Below are 20,478 nucleotides of genomic sequence, written 5' to 3'. Positions count from 1 at the left end.
GTCGAATTAAAACGACTTTCGGCAGTCCTTCTTCGGTACTAGTAGTGGATCAGTATTATTGATTTTGTTCTTTTTTACGCAATTCAATACGCATAATTTTTCCCGAAGACGTTTTTGGCAACTCTTCCATAAACTCAATTTTACGTGGATACTTGTAAGGTGCCGTCAACTCTTTCACGTGATTTTGCAATTCTTTCACAAGCTCTTCGGTTGAACCAATTGAATCATCTCGTAGAACAACAAATGCTTTTACGACATTTCCACGTTCTGGATCCGGACTTGCAACAACTGCACATTCACGAACAGCTGGATGTTTAATTAGCGCATCTTCCACTTCAAAAGGCCCGATTGTATAACCCGAACTTACGATAATATCATCGCCACGTCCTTCAAACCAGAAATAACCGTCTTCATCCTTTTTCGCGCGGTCACCTGTAATATAATAATCTCCTCTAAATTGCATCTTCGTACGTTCAGGGTCATTCAAATACTCTTGGAATAGCGCTGGAGTGCTCTTATGAACTGCAATGTCTCCAACTTCATTCGCGCCCGCTGGTTTGCCTTCATCATTGATGACATCGACGATATTGCCTGGCGTCGGTTTGCCCATAGATCCAGGACGCGGTTCCATTCCGATCATTGTACCGACCAGAAGCGTATTTTCTGTTTGACCGTATCCGTCACGCACATTTAGTGAAAACTGTCTTTCAAAAATATCGATCACTTCTCGATTTAATGGTTCGCCAGCTGAAACAGCGCTTTTTAGGGAAGCCAATGAAAACTCATCTAGATTCTTCGCTTTTGCGATAAATCGATATTCGGTCGGCGTACAGCATAAAACATTTACTTTGTATTCATCTAAGAAATGCAAATATTTATCTACGTCAAACTTACCATTGTAGACAAACCCCGTCGCTCCACTTCCTAGAACTGATAAGAACGGTGTCCATATCCATTTCTGCCAACCAGGTGCTGCAGTAGCCCAAACTATGTCACGTTCTTCAATGCCCAACCAGTTCGGTGCAGTCGTTCTTAAGTGTGCATATCCCCATCCATGAGTATGTACTACGCCTTTTGGCTTGCCTGTTGTCCCAGACGTATACGATAAAAACGCCATATCGTCACTAGCGGTATCGCATGCAGTAAATTCAGAAGAGGCATTTTTTTCTTTTTCTGCTAAAGATACTTCCCCTTCTTTTGCTTCACCAATAATATAGACTGTCACTTTGTCTAAGTTATTTACATGTTCTAATTGATCGGTGAATGCGTCGAATGCAATAATTGCTTTTGCATTACTATGTTCGATTCGATATTCAATATCGGAGGAACGCAACATTTCTGAACTAGGGATCACAACAAGTCCTGCTTTAAGTGCACCGATATATGTAACGTATGCTTCAATCATGCGAGGCACCATCACCAATACTACATCACCTTTTTGTAGCCCAGTCGATGTCAGCGCATTCGCTGTTCGGTTGGCTGCTTTGATGAGTTCATCGTATGTTACTTCTTGTTGTTGATTTTGCGCGTCTACATAAATTAATGCTTTTCTACCGTCACCCGTTGCATATTTTTCGAATTCCGAAACGATGTTATAACGGTCTGGCGCAAGTAGTTCTTCACGGTTCATTTTCATTCCCCCTTTTACTTAATAGTACAAGTATACAAATAGAATCGTAATATTTCAAAATTTTATTTCCTTTTTTCCATTATATTGTACGGATAGGTATAGTATGACGTGTTTTGTTCATAGTGAGTGGATGGGAAAAGGATAGGCTGAATTGGGGTACGTGAGGGGATTTACGCTCTAGGCGGACGCTTTCCCATGGACGTGGCTTGAGCCGCTTCCCTCACTACGTTCAGTCCAGGGTCTCAAGGCGCACGCTGATCCATCGGGAGTCGCCGCTCTGCACTCCAATCCCTACTTAGAACTTTGGAATACTTTATGCCTCTACTAAAATTTGTTTTTGTACTTGCACTTAAAACAAAGCACAAGAACAGAAAATAATTCCCTTACTGACTTTAGTGACGTCTATGAGTAAATAATGTCGCTAAGTAGGATTGGAGCGTAAGAGGGGCGACTCCCGGAGGATCAGCCCGACAGGTGAGACAACCAAAGGAAGCGCAGCGACCTGGTTGGCTCACCGCGGGCCCTCGGGAAAGCGTCCCCTCTGAAGCGCAAATCCCATACACCATCCAATGTTTACTTCTTCAATTCCCCCATCAATTCGTCAACCGCAACCTTCTTTTGTTCTCCGTCTGCCATGTTCTTTAGCTGGACGACATTTTCGTTCACTTCGTCCTCGCCTATGACGATGACGTGGTTCGCTTGCAAGCGGTCAGCGGACTTCATCTGGGCCTTCATCTTGCGGTCCATGTAGTCCATCTCGCTACGCAAGCCATTGTCGCGTAGTTTACTGAGGATCTCGAAGCCTTTTTCGCGTGCTGCGTCGCCGAGTGTGACGAGGTAGACGTCGAGTGACGGTTCGTCCGTGAAGGACTTTCCTTCTGCTTCAAGCGCCAGCAAAAGTCGCTCTATGCTAAGGGCGAAGCCGATCCCAGGTGCGGGTGGGCCGCCGATTTCTTCAGCGAGTCCATTATAGCGTCCGCCACCACAAAGAGTCGTGATTGCGCCGAAGCCTTTGGACGTGCTCATGATTTCGAATGCTGTGTGGTTGTAGTAGTCAAGTCCACGTACGAGATTCGGGTCGTATTCGTACTCGATGCCTGCGATGTTCAAGTAGTTTTTCACTTTCTCGAAATATGCACTTGATTCTTCATTGAGATAATCAGCGAGTGACGGAGCTGTTGTCATCAATGGGTGTTCTCTGTCCACTTTACAGTCGAGTATGCGCAATGGGTTTTTCTCCAAACGGTTTTGGCAGTCTGAACAAAATTCTTCAATGCGCGGACTGAAGTGTGCGATCAGTGCTTCACGGTGCGCGTCGCGTGATTCCTTGTCACCAAGTGAATTCAACACAAGTTTGATGTCCGATAGACCGGTTTTTTTGTAGATGTTCATTGCCAATTCAATCACTTCTGCATCGATTGCTGGGTCCGCGCTGCCGATTGACTCTACGCCGAACTGGACGAATTGGCGATAACGGCCCGCTTGTTGGCGCTCATAGCGGAACATCGGACCTGTGTAATATAACTTCACCGGCTGATCTGCGTATCCAAACATTTTGTGTTCGACGAATGAACGAACGACAGGTGCTGTGCCTTCAGGGCGCAATGTCATCGAACGATCGCCTCTGTCCGTGAACGTGTACATCTCTTTTTGCACAATGTCTGTCGTATCTCCAACTGTACGCTGGAATAATTCGGTTTGCTCAAAAATCGGTGTGCGGATTTCTTTGTAGTTGTAAACATCGCAAATTGATCGAGCGATTTTTTCAACGCGCTGCCACTTCCAAGAAACGTCAGGAAGAATATCCTGTGTACCGCGGGGAACTTTGAAATTCATAAGTAAAACTCCTTTCGATCATCTGATAACGGGTGAACTTCCAGAAAACACAAAAAAGCTCCCATCCCTAATAAAACAGGGACGAGAGCTTGTAGCTTCCGCGGTTCCACCCAAATTGACACAAATGTGCCCACTCGAATCCGGATAACGGCCGGTTCCGTCCATGCCTACTACTTTCAGCATGAATCCTCCGTGGTGTTGTTCGCTTTACGGTACTGTCAGGGAATTTCAGCCAAGTTCCCGTTCTCTTTCCAGCCTGTAGTAAAGGTATTTTCCACATCATCGGTGTATGAATTAATTCGATTACTATCTATGTTAGTCGCAACCGCTGCTACTGTCAACTCGTTTGACGAATTATATAGGATGAGTAGAATTAGCAAATGCTCATACATACTGTTCATCCGCTCTATTCGAACCCGTGAGTGCTCTATGAAACGTCGTGACCGCTCTATCACGCCTGTTATTCGCTCATAGGCTTCAGCTAAGCGCTCTATCACGCCACGCAACCGCTCATAGACTTCCCAAGCACGCACTACTTCATCACTTCGACTCAATCATCAACGTCACCGGACCATCATTCGTCAACTGCACGTCCATCATGGCACCGAACTGTCCTGTTTCGACGTGGAGTCCGTGACCACGCAACTGTTCATTGAAGTATTCCCATAACGGTTCTGCTACGTCAGTTTTCGCGGCGTCAATAAAGCTTGGACGACGGCCTTTTTGTACGTTGCCATACAACGTAAACTGGGAAACCGATAAGATCGCGCCATTGACTTCATTGATCGAATGATTCAATTTCCCTTCGTCGTCTTCGTAGATGCGCAAGCCCGCAATTTTGTTTGCAATATAGTTGGCGTCTTGTTCGGTATCGTCATGCGTGATACCAACAAGCAATACATAACCTGTTGAAATGGCACCCGTAATTTCTCCGCCAACTGTTACAGAAGCATCTTTCGCACGCTGTAATAAGACTCGCATGTTCACACCTCCTGTTTAGTTCATCACTCGTTCTACGGAATACACATCTTTAATATGTTTGATTTTCTCGACAGTACGCTGTAGATGTGTGATGTTCTGAATTTTGATCGACATATGGATATGTGCGATATCATCTTTATCTGCTTTGCCACTAACCGCGATAATCGGCGTATTCATATCCGCCACGACCATCATCACTTCATTCAGCAAGCCTTGTCGATCAAACGCTGAAATTTCAATATCAACTTGGAATTCTTTTTTAACCTTCTCATCCTGCAACGCCCAGTCTACGTCAATAATTCGCTCTTGCTGACCTTGCTCGGATAAAACGTTCGGACAATCGGTACGGTGGACAGAAACTCCGCGTCCACGTGTAATGAAGCCCACAATTTCATCGCCTGGTACAGGATTACAGCACTTCGAAATGCGGATCAACATATTGTCAATGTCCTTGACGATTACGCCTGATTCTGTTTGTTTCTCAGGCTTCGGCGTATGAATATCCGAGACGATTTTGTCAATTGTTTCTTGCTTCACGCGTTCCTTACGCATTCGCTCAGCTAGTCGATTGACTACTTGTTGTGCGGTAATGCCGCCCGATCCGACTGCTGCGTAGAGATCTTCTTCAGAAGTGAAACTGAATTTATCAATCGTGCGCTGCATATTTTCTTTACTCAACGCTTCTTTGACGTCATACTCTTCAGCTTTCAATTCCTTCTGAATCATTTCGCTGCCTTTGTCGATGTTCTCGTCGCGTAATTGTTTTTTGAAGTACTGACGAATTTTATTTTTCGCTTGTGATGTGTGCGCCAGTTTCAGCCAGTCACGACTTGGACCAAATGATTGTTTCGATGTCAAAATTTCCACAATGTCGCCTGTCGATAACGCCGAATCCAGAGGAACAATTTTACCATTGACTTTCGCACCCGTCGTCCGGTTACCGACTTCGGAGTGCACACGATAAGCAAAGTCGATTGGCACCGATCCTTGCGGCAATTCGACAACATCCCCGTCAGGTGTAAATACATAGACCATGTCCGAGAATAAATCGAACTTCAATGACTCCATAAACTCCTGCGCATTGGATGATTCATTTTGAATTTCAAGAATCTCACGGAACCATGTAAATTTCGAATCAATATCACTATCTAGTTTTGCCACTGGTTTGCCTTCTTTATACGCCCAATGTGCCGCTACACCAAATTCAGAAATTCTGTGCATCTCTTCTGTACGAATTTGCACTTCGAGAGGATCTCCAGCAGGGCCCACGACCGTCGTATGAATGGACTGGTACAAATTTTGTTTTGGCATCGCGATATAGTCTTTGAATCGTCCAGGCATCGGCTTCCATAGCGTATGGATAATCCCGAGCGCTGCGTAGCAATCCTTGATACTTTTCACCACAATACGAACTGCTAATAGATCATAAATTTCATTGAATTCTTTTTTCTGAATGACCATCTTTTGATAAATGGAATACAAATGTTTCGGTCTGCCATGCATTTCTGCCGCAATACCCATTTCGTCCAGTTCGACACGCATCTGGTTCATGACGTCTGTCAAATACTGTTCACGTTCTGTCCGCTTTTGCTTCATCAAATTCACGATGCGATAATACTGTTGCGGATTGGAATAGCGTAATGCAATATCTTCAAGCTCCCACTTAATGGTGGAAATCCCAAGACGATGAGCAAGTGGTGAGAAAATTTCTAGTGTTTCTTCGGAGACACGACGTTGTTTAGCAGCAGGAACATGCTTCAATGTCCGCATATTATGCAAACGGTCTGCTAATTTAATTAGAATGACACGGATATCCTGTGCCATCGCAATAAACATTTTGCGGTGATTTTCCGCTTGTTTTTCTTCATTGGATCTGAATTTTAGTTTATCGAGCTTCGTTACGCCATCCACGAGCATCGCGACTTCATCACCAAATTCGCGGATGATATCTTCACGGCTAATCTCCGTATCCTCTACCACGTCATGCAAAAAGCCTGCCGCAACAGTTTCTGGATCCATTTGAAGTTCAGCCAAAATGCCTGCCACTTGAATCGGATGGTTGATATACGGCTCACCTGAAGTTCTAAACTGTCCTTCGTGAGACTTTTCTGCCATGACATACGCGCGCTTAATGAATTCGACGTGCTCTTCATTCATGTATTTGGCGACCAAGTCGTATACGTCTTGTTCTGTCAGGTCTTGATTTTTCGCCATTATGTTACCCCTTTCAACCTATTCCGTAAATATTTAGATAATTTTTTTAGTAGTATATGTATAATATCATTTATCGTTAAAGCGAATCAAACTCAGGGCCTATATAATAAGAATCCTCCGCGTTAAGCGAAGGATTCGTTAGGAATTAATACGTAATAAGCGCCTTGATGTTTTCATTCGTCAACTTTTTGCGACCTTCCAAGTACGTCAGTTCGATCAAGAATGCACAGCCAGCCACTACGCCGCCAAGTTTCTCGATTAATTCGACTGTTGCACCCACTGTACCGCCAGTTGCAAGCAAATCATCGACAACGAGTACACGCTGTCCAGGCTTGATCGCATCTTTGTGGATCGTTAGTTCATCTTGTCCATATTCCAGATCATAGAAGACTGAAATCGTTTCGCGAGGTAATTTACCCGGCTTACGAACCGGCGCAAAACCGATTTGAAGGGCATAGGCAACAGGACATCCGATGATGAAACCGCGTGCTTCCGGCCCCACGATGATATCTACGTCCAATCCTTTCGCATACTCGACAATTTGGTCTGTCGCATATTTATATGCTTCTCCGTTATCCATGATCGTCGTGATGTCTTTAAAGCTAACACCCGGTTTCGGATAATCGTCTACAGTCGTTACAAACTTTTTTAAGTCCACAGTTTTTCCTCCTCAACAGCGTCTGTCTCACGTAAAGAATCGAATACTTTCTTTAAGTCCTGATACGGAGCATAAAGCAATAGCTCTTCTAGTTTAATCTGCTGTTGGCGTTTTTTATAGGATGGTGCTTCTGCCAAATCACGTTTACCGGCAGATTCTAGCATCGTCACCTTACCATTCTCTAGTGTAACAAATTCTAGTTCATAAAACACTTTTGTCATGAACTTAATTACGTCTTTTTTCCAACCTTTATGTTTTGAAAGCATTTCGATTTGATTGTATATATCAAATGTCTCCCGCTTTTTCAAAAAGCTGTAATACCAACCAAATTGTTGACGGTCGGGCATCTTTTCGAAGTACATCGAATCATGCACATGTAGATGTAGATAGACACGGTCAGCAAGCGTCTTTTCCATCACTAGCTTCAACTGTTCTTTCGCCTGTGGCATATCGAGCAAAACGATCGCGGAAGATGGATACAGTTCATCGCGTCCGATCAAAGCAATGGGAACGTCTTTAAAGAACGGCGCGAAATGCAAAATAGCTTCTTCACTGAACGAAATGAATTGCGCTTTATCTGGAATCATCGGCAACCATCTAGCCGGCTCACGAATCCCACGATAATCAAACAACTGCCACTCGTCACATTTCACGTCTCCGACAAGTAACTGCGCTTTCTTGTTGCCGTTCCATTCATTGATCTGCAAGTCACCCGTCAAACTCAATTTACTCTGTGGTGCCATTTCATCTGCCAATGCACCCGCTCCGAAATAAATCGCGTCCAGTCGTTCTCCGTGATCGCCCATTTCAAGTTTTAGATGATCTTTCGCCGTACCGATTTTGCGGACAGATATCGTGTCCAGTTGTTCAAGCAAGAAAACAGGCTTCGGGAACCCCATACCAAATGGTCGGATTTTCTCAAGCGCTTCGATCGATGCAATATCAATTTCATTCATCGACAGCGGTACATCAATCGATAAAATCGGTTGAAGATCTTCTTCCGTCAACACGTCCCGTGCCTGTTCATTCAAATTCGAACGCAATAATTCAACATCTTCTATTTTCAGTGACATCCCAGCCGCCATCGCATGCCCACCGAAATGTGGCAGAATCGATGCATTCTTAGACAATTCCTTATACAAATCAAAACCTTCGATACTGCGGGCAGAACCTTTTGCAATCCCTGTCTCATGGTCAAGCGACAAAATGATGGAAGGACGGTAGTGTTTCTCCGTCAACCTCGACGACACGATGCCGACAACCCCCGGATTCCAACCTTCACCTTCGACGACTAAGACGTGAGGAATTTGATCGCCATAGCGAATTTCCACTTGTTCTTCCGCCTCTTTTGCGATCTCTTTCACCAATTGTTGCCTTTCTTTATTCAAATCATTCAACGACTCCGCAATTCCGAGCGCTTGTTGATCATTGTCAGACTTCAATAAATCCACAGCGACGTCCGCATCACCGAGTCGTCCGGGTGCATTTAAGCGTGGACCTATCGTAAAGCCAATCGTTTCTTCCGATAATGCATTCTGGTCATGTCCGCTCACTTGCATCAACGCTTTAATTCCCGGACGCTGCGTGCGACGCAATCTGCGAATCCCTTCCTTCACCATATAACGGTTCTCATCTTCTAGCGGAACCAAATCTGCTATGGTGCCGATTGCGACAAATTCTAACAAGTCGAGAGGTGGCTCTCCAAGTAGCGCAGAAGCGAGTTTGAATGCCACCCCTACCCCCGCGAGTTCTCCGAAGGGATAATTGCCTTCTGGATGACGAGGATGAATGACTGCATCCGCATCAGGCAATACTTCGCCCATTTCGTGGTGATCCGTTACGATGATCGTCATGCCGAGCGATTTCGCGAATGCGATTTGCTCGACGCCTGAAATTCCGTTATCAACGGTAATGATGACTTCGGTTCCATCTATATGTAGTTGTTCAAAGTAGTCGCTATTCGGTCCATAACCATGTTCAAATCGGTTCGGAATGGCGAAGTTCACTTTAGCACCAAGACGCTCAAGTGCTGTCGTTAGCACGGTTACGCTTGTTACGCCGTCCGCGTCGTAATCTCCATATATTGTAATTTGCTGTTGTGTGTCGATGGCTTGCTTGATACTGTCAACAGCTTTTTGCATGTCATGGAATAAAAATGGGTCGTGCAAGTTGGTTTCATCCATGTACAAGTACGCGTTTGCTTGTTCGCTTGTCGTGATGCCGCGTGAGACAAGTATTTTGGTCAGCATCGTAGATAGTTTTAAGTCTTTCGCGAGCTGATTGACGAGTTCTTCGTCAGGCCGATCAATTTTCCATCTTTTTTTGGATTGTATCAATGCGTTCACTTCCTCTGTTCTTATTATAGCTAATGTGGATGGAGACTGAAAGGAAACGATATGGAGAGGTTCGAAGCGGGATGGCGCCGTTGATCTGCCTACTCTGTAGTTATGACTTCGCTACTAACTGGATGAAAGACAGATAGTTTTTTTAAAGTGGATGACGTTCAGTTTAGTGTTTAACCACAGAATAGGTTCTAGCAAGCGCTTTTCACCTTCCACTCTTTGCGAAAACAACAAACTGTATTGCCCTTCACATCATCCAACGAAAGTGCTGCCAGTGGTAGGCGTAGCGAGGAGACTAAGACAGGCGCCCTTCCTGTCTCAGGCTCCTTGCGAAAGCCATCCACCAGCACCGAAGTGGGGACAATGACCGCCCCACTCACATCGTCAGCAGAACCACTACCACCATCCAATCCCCAATCGAAAAAATCACTTGCAAAAACAACTACCAACGCCGCTTATTACGCAATCATGCAAAAAACCAACTCTATCCCCACCTCTCCACTAAAATACAACACCACGAAAAAACCACAACAAGTCGCAAAGCACGACCTATTGTGGTATCACCTATTCAATACAACTCTTTCGGCGGAATAATTTCCGCCTGAACCAACGGCGGCTCCATCAACGTATCGATGCGCTCTTCCATCTCCTGCATCTGCCTACGCTGCGCAGTCAACTCCTCCTCCTTCAAATGCAACTGCTTATCCAACTCCTTCACACGGCGACTATTTCGATAAGACTTATAAATAGCAAAGAACCCACTAATAATTGCACCTAGCAAAGCCGAGCCCAAAATAATTAACACAAGTGGGATCATCTCTGTACCAAAGAAATAATTTACCGGCACAGACTCTACATTAAACACCGCAAACACTGCAATCAACACAGCAAATAACAAACCGAATAATACCGTCCACTGAAATTTCATAGGCTTCATTCCTCCATTCAAAAAAGCAGGATATACCGAAGTATACCCTGCTTTTTATATAGTTCAAACGTATTATACAACAGGTTCGTCTGAGCCCCATTGTTTTTTCTCTTTTTCTACTTTCATTCCGCCACTCTTCGCAATCTGCTTTCTCTTTAGATCGAACCAAAGTTGAGCAGAGATGAAGATGGAAGAATACGTACCCGCGATCAAACCAATCAATAATGCGATAGAGAACGGTCGGATTGATTCTGCACCAAGTGCCATCAATGCCACGACGACGAAAATAACTGTCAGAACCGTATTCACGGAACGACCAAGTGTTTGTCGCAATGATTTATTGACGATGGCCGCCAACTCGTCGTCATTATTAATATGCTTCGAGCGCTGCAAGTTTTCACGTATTCTGTCGAAGGTTACGATAGTATCGTTAATTGAGTAACCGATAATCGTCAGAACCGCCGCGATGAATGTAATGTCTACTTCCAATCGTAAAATACTGAAGATCGCAATCATGAAGAACGCATCATGCAGTAAACCGATAATGGCCGCAAGACCCATACGCCATTCGAAACGGAACGCCACGTAGATAATGATACCGAGTGCCGCAATGGCTAATGCATAGATCGCATTGCGCACAAGCTCTTTACCTACTGTATCCGAAACTGTCGAAACATTTGGCTCTGCGCCATACAGTGCAGACATTTCTTTTTTGATTTTATTGACTTCTTCTTGTGAGAAGTCTTCTTTGTATCGAGCCACCGCAATATTTTTCTCATCGCCTGAAATGACGACGTCTGACGTTGGGTGACCGATATCCTCAAGCTGTTTCGTTACTTCTGCTTCATCCAGCTGCTGTTCAGCCAGTACTTCAACACGTGTACCACCGGAGAAGTCGATTCCTAGATTGAGCTTGAAGACACCGAGCATAATCGCTCCGACTAACAACAAGACAATGGACAATGTATAGAAACGTTTTCTTGAATGAACGAAATCAAAACGGTCGAATTTCGTAGTCAAATCAAGTGTTTCATAGCCTTCATCCGCTGAGTGAACTTGTTTCTTGTTCAGTCCAAACCAGCTGACTTTATTGTCGAGGTATCCACTGTGAACGAGTAGACCAAGCAGTAGACGTGATCCCCAAACAGCTGTTAAGAAACTGACCATGATACTGATAATTAACATTGTCGCGAAACCTTTAACAGAGCTTGTACCATAAATGAACAATACTACTGCCGCAAGGAGTGTCGTGACGTTCGCATCAAGAATCGCGGTGAACGAAGACTTCGCTCCGGCCGTAAAGGACGTTTTAACCGATTTTCCGACACGTAATTCTTCTTTGATCCGCTCATAGGTGATGATATTGGCATCGACTGCCATCCCGACCCCGAGCATTAATGCCGCGATACCTGGTAGTGTCAACACACCATTGATTAATGTGAACACTAGTAAAATCAAAAAGATATAAACAGAGAGTGTGACAACTGCAATAAGCCCTGGCAAACGGTAATAGAGTGCCATAAAGATAAAGACCAAGCTGACGCCGACAATTCCTGCGAATATCGTTTTATCAAGTGCTTGCTCACCAAATTGTGCACCGACAGAAGTCGAGTAAATTTCCTCTAAATCAACAGGTAATGCACCGGCGTTTAGAATACCCGCTAAGTTCTTTGTCTCTTCAATAGAGAAGTTCCCTGAGATCTCGACATTTGAAGAGTTGATCGTTTTAGACACATAAGGAGCCGAGATGAAAGCAGGTTCTGGTTTCATGGCTTCTTCTTTAAAGGAGCTTTCACCTTCAATGAAGTCCAACCAGATGACCAACATATTGTCTGGCTTCATTTGTACAATTTGAGATGTAACTTCTCCAAATTTATTTGGATCTTTCATTTCCAATGTGACAACGGGATTGTTGTTCTCATCGAAATTGGCTTTTGCTTTACCTTCTTTCAAATCATTTCCGTCTAGCATCAATTCATCATTCGCATTACGGAACGACAGATTAGCTTGAGTGGATAATAATTCGCGGGCAGATTCCTGATCTTCTACCCCGGCAAGCTGAACGCGGATCCGGTTGTTCGATTCGATTTGAATACTTGGCTCACTTACACCGAGTACGTCAATACGATTCGTCAAAGCGCGGGCCGTATCGGCAACCGTCGACTCCGTGATCTTCTGTCCGTCTTTCAATGGCTTCACTTGGTACAGAACCTCGAAACCACCTTGCAAGTCAAGACCTAGCTTGACATCTTTTAAAATCGGACTCGTCGTGGAAAATACCGTTGATGCCAAAATAACGATAAGCAGCAAAAACGCGACGATCCTTCCTCTGTTTTTCATATTTCCTTTTCCCCCTCATATACTAGAGCGGCATAGCACTTGTTATGTACTTTCGGTCTCTCATTATACAACATACCAATTATGAAACAGTCGGTTGTCTGTGTCAAATACTTCATGACTAGAATCGCAAATCAATCAGTTTTTTTGGGCGAAAATAACACAGACCATTCCTCTTCGCTCAATTCCAAAACGTCTTCACTATTGCGTTGAGCCTCTGTTTGTGTATGGGTCATGAACTGTGCCGCGGTAATTGCCAGGACATCTGAAATCATTTCGTGTGAACGCATGGTGGAAATATCTTTTTTCCGCCACTTCTTCGCTACCAAATATCCTAATAAATCTTCTTCCGTAATCTCCGAGTAGCCGTAAAACGTCAATTCTTTTTTTTTACTTTCTAGTGCAGGGAGCAACTGTCTGTATAAGTCTGTCAGCTGTTGATCCAATGCCGCTTCCCCCCCTCGCGTTTTGTTCCGGAATAAACTTGATTATATCACATACACTTAACTATATTTGGGTTTTGCCCAAGCATTATGTAAGTAATTGAACGAGCGGCAAAACAGAAGGAGTGGTGCAGGGTGTCGTCATTCATACGTGGGACGATCTTTTTGATGGCGGCCGTGTTTTTATCGAAATTACTCGGCTTCGTCTATCGAATTCAATTTATGCGAGTAGCAGGAGAAGAAACGGTTGGAATCTATATGACCGCATACCCGGCATTCATCTTTTTCCTCTCCTTAGTACAGCTTGGCGTGCCAATTGCAATAGCTAAGGTAATAGCGGAACTAAAAGCGCAAGGTAGCACTGTACAATTACGACAAGTTATGAGAACTGCCACATTTATTACTATCTTATCTGGCGCAGTCTTCATTCCAGCATGTATTCTGTTCATTCCTTTTCTAGCCGAAACTTTACTCGGTAATAGCGCAACTTCTACTGCATTATACGTAGCCCTTGCCATCGTACCTATCGCTTCAATTGGTGGATTAATCAGAGGGTATTTTCAAGGGGTTTCACGAATTGAGGAAACCGCATGGGCACAAGTCATCGAGCAAATCTTCCGTATTTTATTGATTACGTGGATGCTTCCGTACATTTTAGCTCCTGATGATCCGATGATGAACGCGGCATATGCGATGGCTGTGACACTCGTAGCTGAAGTCGTGTCGGTACTGTATCTTTTATACAAATACCGCCAGCAACAAAAAAAGGAGCCAAAACCACAAAAAAAAGAACCGCGCTATCCGATGGAGCCCATCCTTGAGGTGGCACTTCCTTCGTCAGGCAGTCGTCTATTTGGAACTTTCACATGGTTTCTCGAGCCTATTATCTTTTTACGCGCACTCTCCATGGCAGGCGTTGGAACGGTAGCTGCCACTTCATTGTACGGAGTCATTTCAGGGGTACTTATTCCGTTATTATTGTTTCCGGCATTCATTCCGTATGCATTATCCGTCGTGCTTGTTCCGGCCGTAAGCGGTGCAGCTGCTTCGAGTAACGTCAAAAAGTTGCAAGAAAGAATTCACTTGGCATTACGTTTATCCGCTTTGACGGGGGCATTTGCGGCTACTGTTTTTTACATCCACGGCCAAGAACTCGCCGAGAAGTTATTTCATATTGTAGAAGGCGGCAGCTATATGACAATGCTCGCGCCCATCTTTTTCTTTTATTATATTCAAAGTCCGCTTTATTCCATTTTACAGGCAACCGGTGACGCAAAAGCCGGCATGATGAACTCCGTCTATGGCGGGATCGCGAAGCTTGCGGTCATGTTCATTTTGGCATCGCAACCTGGTCTTCAAGAAACAGGTGCTGTACTAGCGATCGGATTCGGCGTACTCATCACGTCTTTCCTACATATCGCGACACTGCGTAAAAACAAATCAACCGCCACAGGGTTCTCGATGTTCGCAATGACCTATATTGTGTTTTTGTTGACCGTCGTCATCCGTCCGATTTTCATTCCGATCGGCTCGCAACATTTATTTGTCGAATGCGCCATTACGTCAGGCGTGCTGTTCGCTTTATTATTGCTGACTAGACAAATCAAAGCGCAGGACTTTATCATGCTACGGAATTTAGTCAAACGTTATTAATCATGTTTTAGTTGTACTCTTATTTCACCTTGTTCATACGAGCAATAGAAAATCTTGCTCAAATCGGTGATATTTTTAGCATGTAATTCTTGCAGCAACCAGTCTTCTGTCTTACCGATCAACTCCAAATGCTCTGGCTGAATATCACCGTCAAGCACCAGTCCGACAATCGGCAGATCTCCGTCTTTTGTGAATACGGATAAATTCCCGGAAGGTTCGAGATACGCAAACGTCACATTATGAATCGAACCTACTTGATTTTCACGTAATTGTTGAAACAAATCGTCGAGATTATATCGCTGTTTACGCATTTCATCTTCCTGGATCTCTCCATGCTTAATAATTAGCGTAGGATCCCCGTCGACCAGATCACGGAACTTCTTGCTTTTCAATGAAATCATCGACGATATATATTGAATAACGAGTAACAAAAGGATGGGAAGAACCCCTTCGAAAATCGGTTTATCAGGTGATTCCACTATCATGGCGGCAACTTCTGCCATGATGATGAAGACTACAATATCTATGACACCTAATTCGCCCACTTCCCGTTTTCCCATAATACGTAATATCACCAGAAGAAACACATATAAAAAGATCGTACGTAAGCCGATGATCCATAAATCATGCACTGCACATCTGCCTCCTTCACACATAGTGTGTCGGCAGATCTTTTTTCTATACACCCGCATACAAAAAAGCGGCAATCTATGGACATACCAGTAGATAACCGCTTTTTATTATGACGCTGTTACAACTCTACCTACCGCTTGCTTGTCAAAACGCAAAACTGTAGTGTCCGATACACGTAAGAAAACAGATGTTTCATCAACCGCATCCACAGTTCCGTGAATACCACCGATTGTTACGACTTCGTCTCCACGCTTCAAACTAGTTTGCATCTCTTTCGCTGCCTTCTGTCTCTTCTGAGCAGGACGAATGAGTAAAAACCACATAATAGCCACCATGATGACTAGTGTGAAAATACCACCGTATTGTTCCATCATTTTAAATTTTCCCCCTTCCTAAAGCATCAAATTTTATTATACAAGATTTAAAAGTTTTTTGCATTCGGTTTGTTAAAGCCGTACTGCTCAAAAAACTCTTCACGGAAGTCACCGAGGCGATCTTCACGTATAGCCTGACGTACTTGCTCCATCAAATTCAGCAAAAAGTGCAGGTTATGATAGGACGTCAAACGAATGCCAAATGTTTCACCCGCACGAATTAAATGACGAATATACGCACGACTATAGTTTTTACACGCATAACAATCACAATTCGGATCAAGCGGTCCAAAATCGCGTTCGTACTTCGCATTTTTAACAACTACACGACCTTCACTCGTCATCAACGTACCGTTTCTCGCAATACGCGTTGGCAAAACGCAGTCGAACATATCAATTCCGCGGATTGCACCGTCGATCAATGAGTCAGGAGACCCAACGCCCATCAAATAACGTGGTTTGTCTTGTGGAAGCAATGGTGTCGTGAAGTCCAGCACGTTATTCATAATATCTTTCGGTTCCCCGACGGACAAACCACCGATTGCGTAGCCTGGGAAATCCATCGATACTAAATCGCGCGCACTTTGTTTACGAAGATCTTCAAACTCGCCACCTTGTACAATACCAAATAATCCTTGATCATTCGGACGACCATGTGCTTCAAGACAACGCTCTGCCCAGCGAGACGTACGCTCGACACTAGCTTTCATATACTCGTGTGTTGCAGGGAATGGAGGACATTCGTCAAACGCCATCATAATATCGGCACCTAAATCGTTTTGGATCTCCATCGCTTTTTCTGGGCTCAAGAACAACTTATCCCCATTAATATGATTACGGAAATGAACGCCTTCTTCTTTAATATCACGGAATTTACTTAAAGAAAACACTTGGAAGCCACCGGAATCCGTCAAAATCGGACGGTCCCAGTTCATGAACTTATGTAATCCACCTGCTTCTTTGACGATTTCATTTCCTGGACGTAACCATAAATGATACGTGTTACTTAAAATAATGCCTGCACCCATTGCCTTCAATTCTTCCGGAGCCATCGTTTTTACCGTAGCTTGTGTTCCAACCGGCATGAAAGCAGGTGTTTCAAATGAACCGTGTGGCGTGTGGACAATCCCAAGTCGCGCACCCGTTTGTTTACATGTTTTAATATGTTCGTACGTAATAGCTGCCAATTAACCTCGTTCCTTTCTTGTAGCAGGGCGGATCAACATCGCGTCCCCAAAACTGAAAAAGCGATACTGCTCTTTCACAGCTTCTTCATATGCACTCATGACGTGATCGCGTCCGGCAAATGCCGACAATAGCATCAACAACGTCGATTTCGGCAAGTGGAAATTCGTCACTAGCCCGTCAATTGCTTTAAACTCATAGCCAGGATAAATAAATATCGAAGTCCAGCCACTCGCAGCGACCACTTCTCCGTTATTCTCTGAAGCAATCGTTTCAAGCGTCCGTGTAGACGTCGTACCGACCGCTACTACATTGCCGCCATTGGCTTTTGTCTCGCGAACAAGTGCCGCCGTTTCTTCTGTCATCACATAATATTCCGCATGCATCGTGTGGTCTTCAATTGTATCTACACTAACAGGACGGAATGTACCAAGTCCAACATGCAACGTAATGAAAGCGATCTGCACGCCTTTTTCCCGTAAAGCATCCAAGATTTCATCCGTAAAATGCAAACCAGCTGTAGGAGCTGCAGCAGATCCACGCTCTTTTGCGAAAACGGTTTGATAGCGCGTCTGATCTTCCAACGTCTCAGTAATATATGGAGGCAACGGCATCTGTCCGAGCTGATCAAGCAACTCGTAGAAAATACCGTCATAACTAAATTTAAATTCACGCCCACCTTGTTCACCAAGTGCTGTACATTCAGCCTGCAGCAAGCCGTCACCAAATGTCACAATTGTTCCGACTTTTATACGTTTTGAAGGCTTGACCAATGTTTCCCAGCGGTCGTCCCCTGTTTCTTTTAATAATAATACTTCAATCGTCGCACCGGTTTCTTCTTTCGTACCGATTAAACGCGCCGGCAATACTTTCGTATCGTTCAACACGAGCAAGTCCCCTGCTTCTAGTTCATCCACTAGATCACGGAAATGCTTATGCGTGACGATACCATTATCCCGACCCATGACAAGTAAACGACTTGCTGTTCGGTCCAAAAGTGGTGTTTGTGCAATTAAATGCTCGGGTAAATCAAAATCAAAATCTTCTACTTCCATCACGCTAACTCCTATCTGTCACTCAGGAAGCGGATAACCGAAATGCTCGTAAGCCTTTTCTGTCGCCATCCGACCTCTTGATGTACGTTGAATAAATCCCATTTGTAATAAATACGGCTCATAAACATCTTCAATCGTTACCGACTCTTCGCCAATACTTGCAGCGAGCGTGTCAATGCCGACTGGACCGCCACGGAACCGTTCGATCATGCTATGGAGCAACTGATGGTCGATTTGATCGAGTCCATGATGATCCACTTGTAGCATATCGAGGGCTTCTTGTGCAATCGAAAGTGTAATGATTCCGTTACCGCGCACTTGTGCATAGTCGCGTACTCTACGCAGTAGACGATTTGCAATACGTGGTGTTCCACGCGAGCGTTTCGCCAGTTCCACAGCTGCTAACGGATCAATGTCCACTTCAAATAAATTCGCGCTTCGAATAACAATCTCCGTCAATGATTCCACTTCATAATACTCTAGTCTAAGCGGTACACCGAAACGGTCACGGAGCGGTGCAGACAATGCCCCTGCACGCGTCGTCGCACCGATCAATGTAAACGGCGGCAAATCCAGTCGCACAGAGCGCGCAGTCGGACCTTTTCCCACCATAATATCGAGACAAAAATCTTCCATTGCGGGATACAGCACTTCTTCAATCGCGCGGTTCAGCCGGTGGATTTCATCGATGAATAAGACGTCACCCGGCTCCAACGAAGACACGACTGCCGCTAAGTCACCCGGACGTTCAATAGCTGGACCGCTCGTCATGCGGACATTGACACCCATTTCATTACCTATTACCGTCGCGAGCGTCGTTTTTCCAAGCCCAGGAGGACCATACAGCAAGACATGATCCAAACTTTCTTCCCGCTTCTTTGCCGCCTCGATAAAGATCGATAAATTATCTTTCGCCTGTTGCTGACCAATATATTGTTGTAATAATTGCGGGCGTAATGACTGTTCAAAACTATCATCAAAATCCGTCGCTTCATTCGTCAGTATGCGTTCATCCATTGGAACCACCTCCATCGTATTAGCCTTGTTTCAATAATAACTTTAACGCCAGTCGCATATAGCCTTCTGTATCGAGTTCTTCTTTCTCGAGCTTCGGCTTCACTTTCTTTAGTTCGCGATCCGAATAACCAAGCGCAGTCAACGCAAGCAATGCTTCGTCGAGCTCGTCACTTTCAGCAAGCGTAAGCAATGTGTCTTCCGAATCCGGCAAATCAATCTCCGTAAATAGATCATGAAGCTTGCCTTTTAAGTCCAAAATCATTTGACGCGCTGTTTTCTTGCCGACGCCTGGAAACTGTACCAGGAACCCTTCATCTTCGCGCTCAATTGCACTTACTACTTGAGAAGGCAAGCCGTTCGCAAGAATTGCGAGCGCGCCTTTAGGACCGATTCCCGAAACGGTAATCAGTTTGCGGAACAGTTCGCGCTGTTCAAGTGTCTTAAAGCCGATCAATAATTGCGTGTCTTCACGCACATGCAAATATGTGAACACTTGCTGTACCTCGTCTGTTATATGGAACGCAAATGGATTCGGCGTCATCACTTGCCAGCCGATCCCCGATTGCTCCAGCACAACATATTCCGGTGTCACGCGTGTCACATAGCCTTTTATGTAATCGTACAAAGTATTCTCCCCCTAAAGTATACCTGTTATTATAGCATACGAACGGGTTTTCTACTTGTACGACCTTCGGAAATTTGCATAAATAAAACTGGTGTGTATTTCAAGTAATTTAAGTTCAAATTCAAGGTCAAGTGAAAATAGTGAGTGAATATTTGAGTGTGTTGGGATGGAAGCTCCAGCTGGCGGACGCTTTCCCATGGGCCCGCGGTGAGCCAACCAGTTCGCTGCGCTCTCTTTTGGTTGTCTCACCTGATCGGGCTGATCCATCGGGAGTCGCCCCCAACTTCCGCTTCCATCCTACATTGATAGTGGAGATACTTGTATCACTCAATGAAGGTAGCGTGTGAATTATTATTTTATCTTAAATTATTTAAATTCAAATCTAGAAGTTCAAAATTCATTAAAACACTTATTTCAATATGTAATAAAAAGTATTATCTTCTTACACTGCAAGGGATTGGCGCTACGGAGTGGAGACTCCCGCGGGAATAGCATGAGCCTTGAGACCCCGCAGGAAAGCAGTCCTCCCTACCGCCAATCCCAAACCCAACACCACTCCTATTCTTT

The 20,478-nt window shown here is 44.5% G+C and carries 16 protein-coding genes and 1 other annotated feature; of the genes, 1 reads left to right on the top strand and 15 read right to left on the bottom strand.

Translation table 11 applies throughout. From position 1 onward, the window contains the following. Positions 1-55 precede the first annotated feature (55 nt). The 9 genes from mbcS to Q7P97_RS11390 form a co-directional block, all read right to left on the bottom strand. Entirely contained in the window at positions 56-1,630 is a 1,575-nt protein-coding gene (mbcS, locus tag Q7P97_RS11430) for an acyl-CoA synthetase MbcS (protein ID WP_303969303.1), read from the bottom strand. 573 nt (positions 1,631-2,203) lie between these two features. After that, complete coding sequence (gene hisS / locus Q7P97_RS11425) at positions 2,204-3,466, bottom strand: histidine--tRNA ligase (RefSeq protein ID WP_303969302.1); 1,263 nt, start codon at positions 3,464-3,466, stop codon at positions 2,204-2,206. Positions 3,467-3,540: 74 nt separating this feature from the next. Next, positions 3,541-3,758: a binding site (T-box leader), on the bottom strand. 248 nt (positions 3,759-4,006) lie between these two features. Continuing rightward, positions 4,007-4,447: a D-aminoacyl-tRNA deacylase gene (gene dtd / locus Q7P97_RS11420; RefSeq protein ID WP_303969301.1), complete on the bottom strand. Its 441-nt coding sequence runs from the start codon at positions 4,445-4,447 to the stop codon at positions 4,007-4,009. Positions 4,448-4,462: 15 nt separating this feature from the next. After that, positions 4,463-6,661: a RelA/SpoT family protein gene (locus tag Q7P97_RS11415; protein WP_303969300.1), complete on the bottom strand. Its 2,199-nt coding sequence runs from the start codon at positions 6,659-6,661 to the stop codon at positions 4,463-4,465. Positions 6,662-6,806: 145 nt separating this feature from the next. After that, positions 6,807-7,319: an adenine phosphoribosyltransferase gene (locus Q7P97_RS11410; protein WP_085426367.1), complete on the bottom strand. Its 513-nt coding sequence runs from the start codon at positions 7,317-7,319 to the stop codon at positions 6,807-6,809. Then, a complete protein-coding gene (gene recJ / locus Q7P97_RS11405; protein WP_303969299.1) occupies positions 7,310-9,655 on the bottom strand; it encodes a single-stranded-DNA-specific exonuclease RecJ in 2,346 nt (781 codons plus the stop codon). Before recJ ends, Q7P97_RS11410 begins: the two co-directional genes overlap by 10 nt. A gap of 574 nt (positions 9,656-10,229) precedes the next feature. Further along, positions 10,230-10,589, bottom strand: a complete 360-nt coding sequence (locus Q7P97_RS11400) for a LapA family protein (protein WP_303969298.1) — start codon at positions 10,587-10,589, stop codon at positions 10,230-10,232. Positions 10,590-10,661: 72 nt separating this feature from the next. Continuing rightward, complete coding sequence (secDF, locus tag Q7P97_RS11395) at positions 10,662-12,929, bottom strand: protein translocase subunit SecDF (protein ID WP_303969297.1); 2,268 nt, start codon at positions 12,927-12,929, stop codon at positions 10,662-10,664. A 131-nt stretch (positions 12,930-13,060) separates the two neighbouring features. Next, on the bottom strand, positions 13,061-13,372 hold the full coding sequence (locus Q7P97_RS11390; protein WP_303969296.1) for a post-transcriptional regulator: 312 nt from the start codon (positions 13,370-13,372) through the stop codon (positions 13,061-13,063). Positions 13,373-13,504: 132 nt separating this feature from the next. Between Q7P97_RS11390 and Q7P97_RS11385 the strand changes: the two genes are divergently transcribed. Then, a complete protein-coding gene (locus Q7P97_RS11385) occupies positions 13,505-15,022 on the top strand; it encodes a putative polysaccharide biosynthesis protein (protein WP_303969295.1) in 1,518 nt (505 codons plus the stop codon). Here Q7P97_RS11385 and Q7P97_RS11380 read toward each other — a convergent pair. The 6 genes from Q7P97_RS11380 to ruvA form a co-directional block, all read right to left on the bottom strand. Further along, positions 15,019-15,654, bottom strand: a complete 636-nt coding sequence (locus tag Q7P97_RS11380) for a DUF421 domain-containing protein (protein ID WP_303969294.1) — start codon at positions 15,652-15,654, stop codon at positions 15,019-15,021. The two genes, Q7P97_RS11385 and Q7P97_RS11380, sit on opposite strands and share 4 nt — an antisense overlap. A 108-nt stretch (positions 15,655-15,762) precedes the next feature. Then, a complete protein-coding gene (gene yajC, locus Q7P97_RS11375; RefSeq protein ID WP_099630010.1) occupies positions 15,763-16,026 on the bottom strand; it encodes a preprotein translocase subunit YajC in 264 nt (87 codons plus the stop codon). A gap of 50 nt (positions 16,027-16,076) precedes the next feature. Further along, a complete protein-coding gene (tgt, locus tag Q7P97_RS11370; protein WP_303969293.1) occupies positions 16,077-17,216 on the bottom strand; it encodes a tRNA guanosine(34) transglycosylase Tgt in 1,140 nt (379 codons plus the stop codon). Further along, positions 17,217-18,269, bottom strand: coding sequence for a tRNA preQ1(34) S-adenosylmethionine ribosyltransferase-isomerase QueA (gene queA / locus Q7P97_RS11365; protein WP_303969292.1), 1,053 nt, complete (start codon positions 18,267-18,269; stop codon positions 17,217-17,219). A gap of 18 nt (positions 18,270-18,287) precedes the next feature. Beyond that, entirely contained in the window at positions 18,288-19,286 is a 999-nt protein-coding gene (gene ruvB / locus Q7P97_RS11360; protein ID WP_085426376.1) for a Holliday junction branch migration DNA helicase RuvB, read from the bottom strand. Positions 19,287-19,305: 19 nt separating this feature from the next. Continuing rightward, a complete protein-coding gene (ruvA, locus tag Q7P97_RS11355; protein WP_099625894.1) occupies positions 19,306-19,911 on the bottom strand; it encodes a Holliday junction branch migration protein RuvA in 606 nt (201 codons plus the stop codon). Positions 19,912-20,478: the final 567 nt, after the last annotated feature.

The organism is Sporosarcina ureae (assembly GCF_029267015.1).
Lineage (GTDB): Bacteria > Bacillota > Bacilli > Bacillales_A > Planococcaceae > Sporosarcina > Sporosarcina ureae_D.
This window is presented reverse-complemented; position numbering and strand designations above follow the sequence as displayed.

Bases quoted from the DNA above. Each gene is read 5' to 3' on its own strand.
- mbcS (WP_303969303.1), bottom strand. From the start codon at position 1,630: ATGAACCGTGAAGAACTACTTGCGCCAGACCGTTATAACATCGTTTCG.
- hisS (WP_303969302.1), bottom strand. From the start codon at position 3,466: ATGAATTTCAAAGTTCCCCGCGGTACACAGGATATTCTTCCTGACGTT.
- dtd (WP_303969301.1), bottom strand. From the start codon at position 4,447: ATGCGAGTCTTATTACAGCGTGCGAAAGATGCTTCTGTAACAGTTGGC.
- Q7P97_RS11415 (WP_303969300.1), bottom strand. From the start codon at position 6,661: ATGGCGAAAAATCAAGACCTGACAGAACAAGACGTATACGACTTGGTC.
- Q7P97_RS11400 (WP_303969298.1), bottom strand. From the start codon at position 10,589: ATGAAATTTCAGTGGACGGTATTATTCGGTTTGTTATTTGCTGTGTTG.
- secDF (WP_303969297.1), bottom strand. From the start codon at position 12,929: ATGAAAAACAGAGGAAGGATCGTCGCGTTTTTGCTGCTTATCGTTATT.
- yajC (WP_099630010.1), bottom strand. From the start codon at position 16,026: ATGGAACAATACGGTGGTATTTTCACACTAGTCATCATGGTGGCTATT.
- queA (WP_303969292.1), bottom strand. From the start codon at position 18,269: ATGGAAGTAGAAGATTTTGATTTTGATTTACCCGAGCATTTAATTGCA.
- ruvB (WP_085426376.1), bottom strand. From the start codon at position 19,286: ATGGATGAACGCATACTGACGAATGAAGCGACGGATTTTGATGATAGT.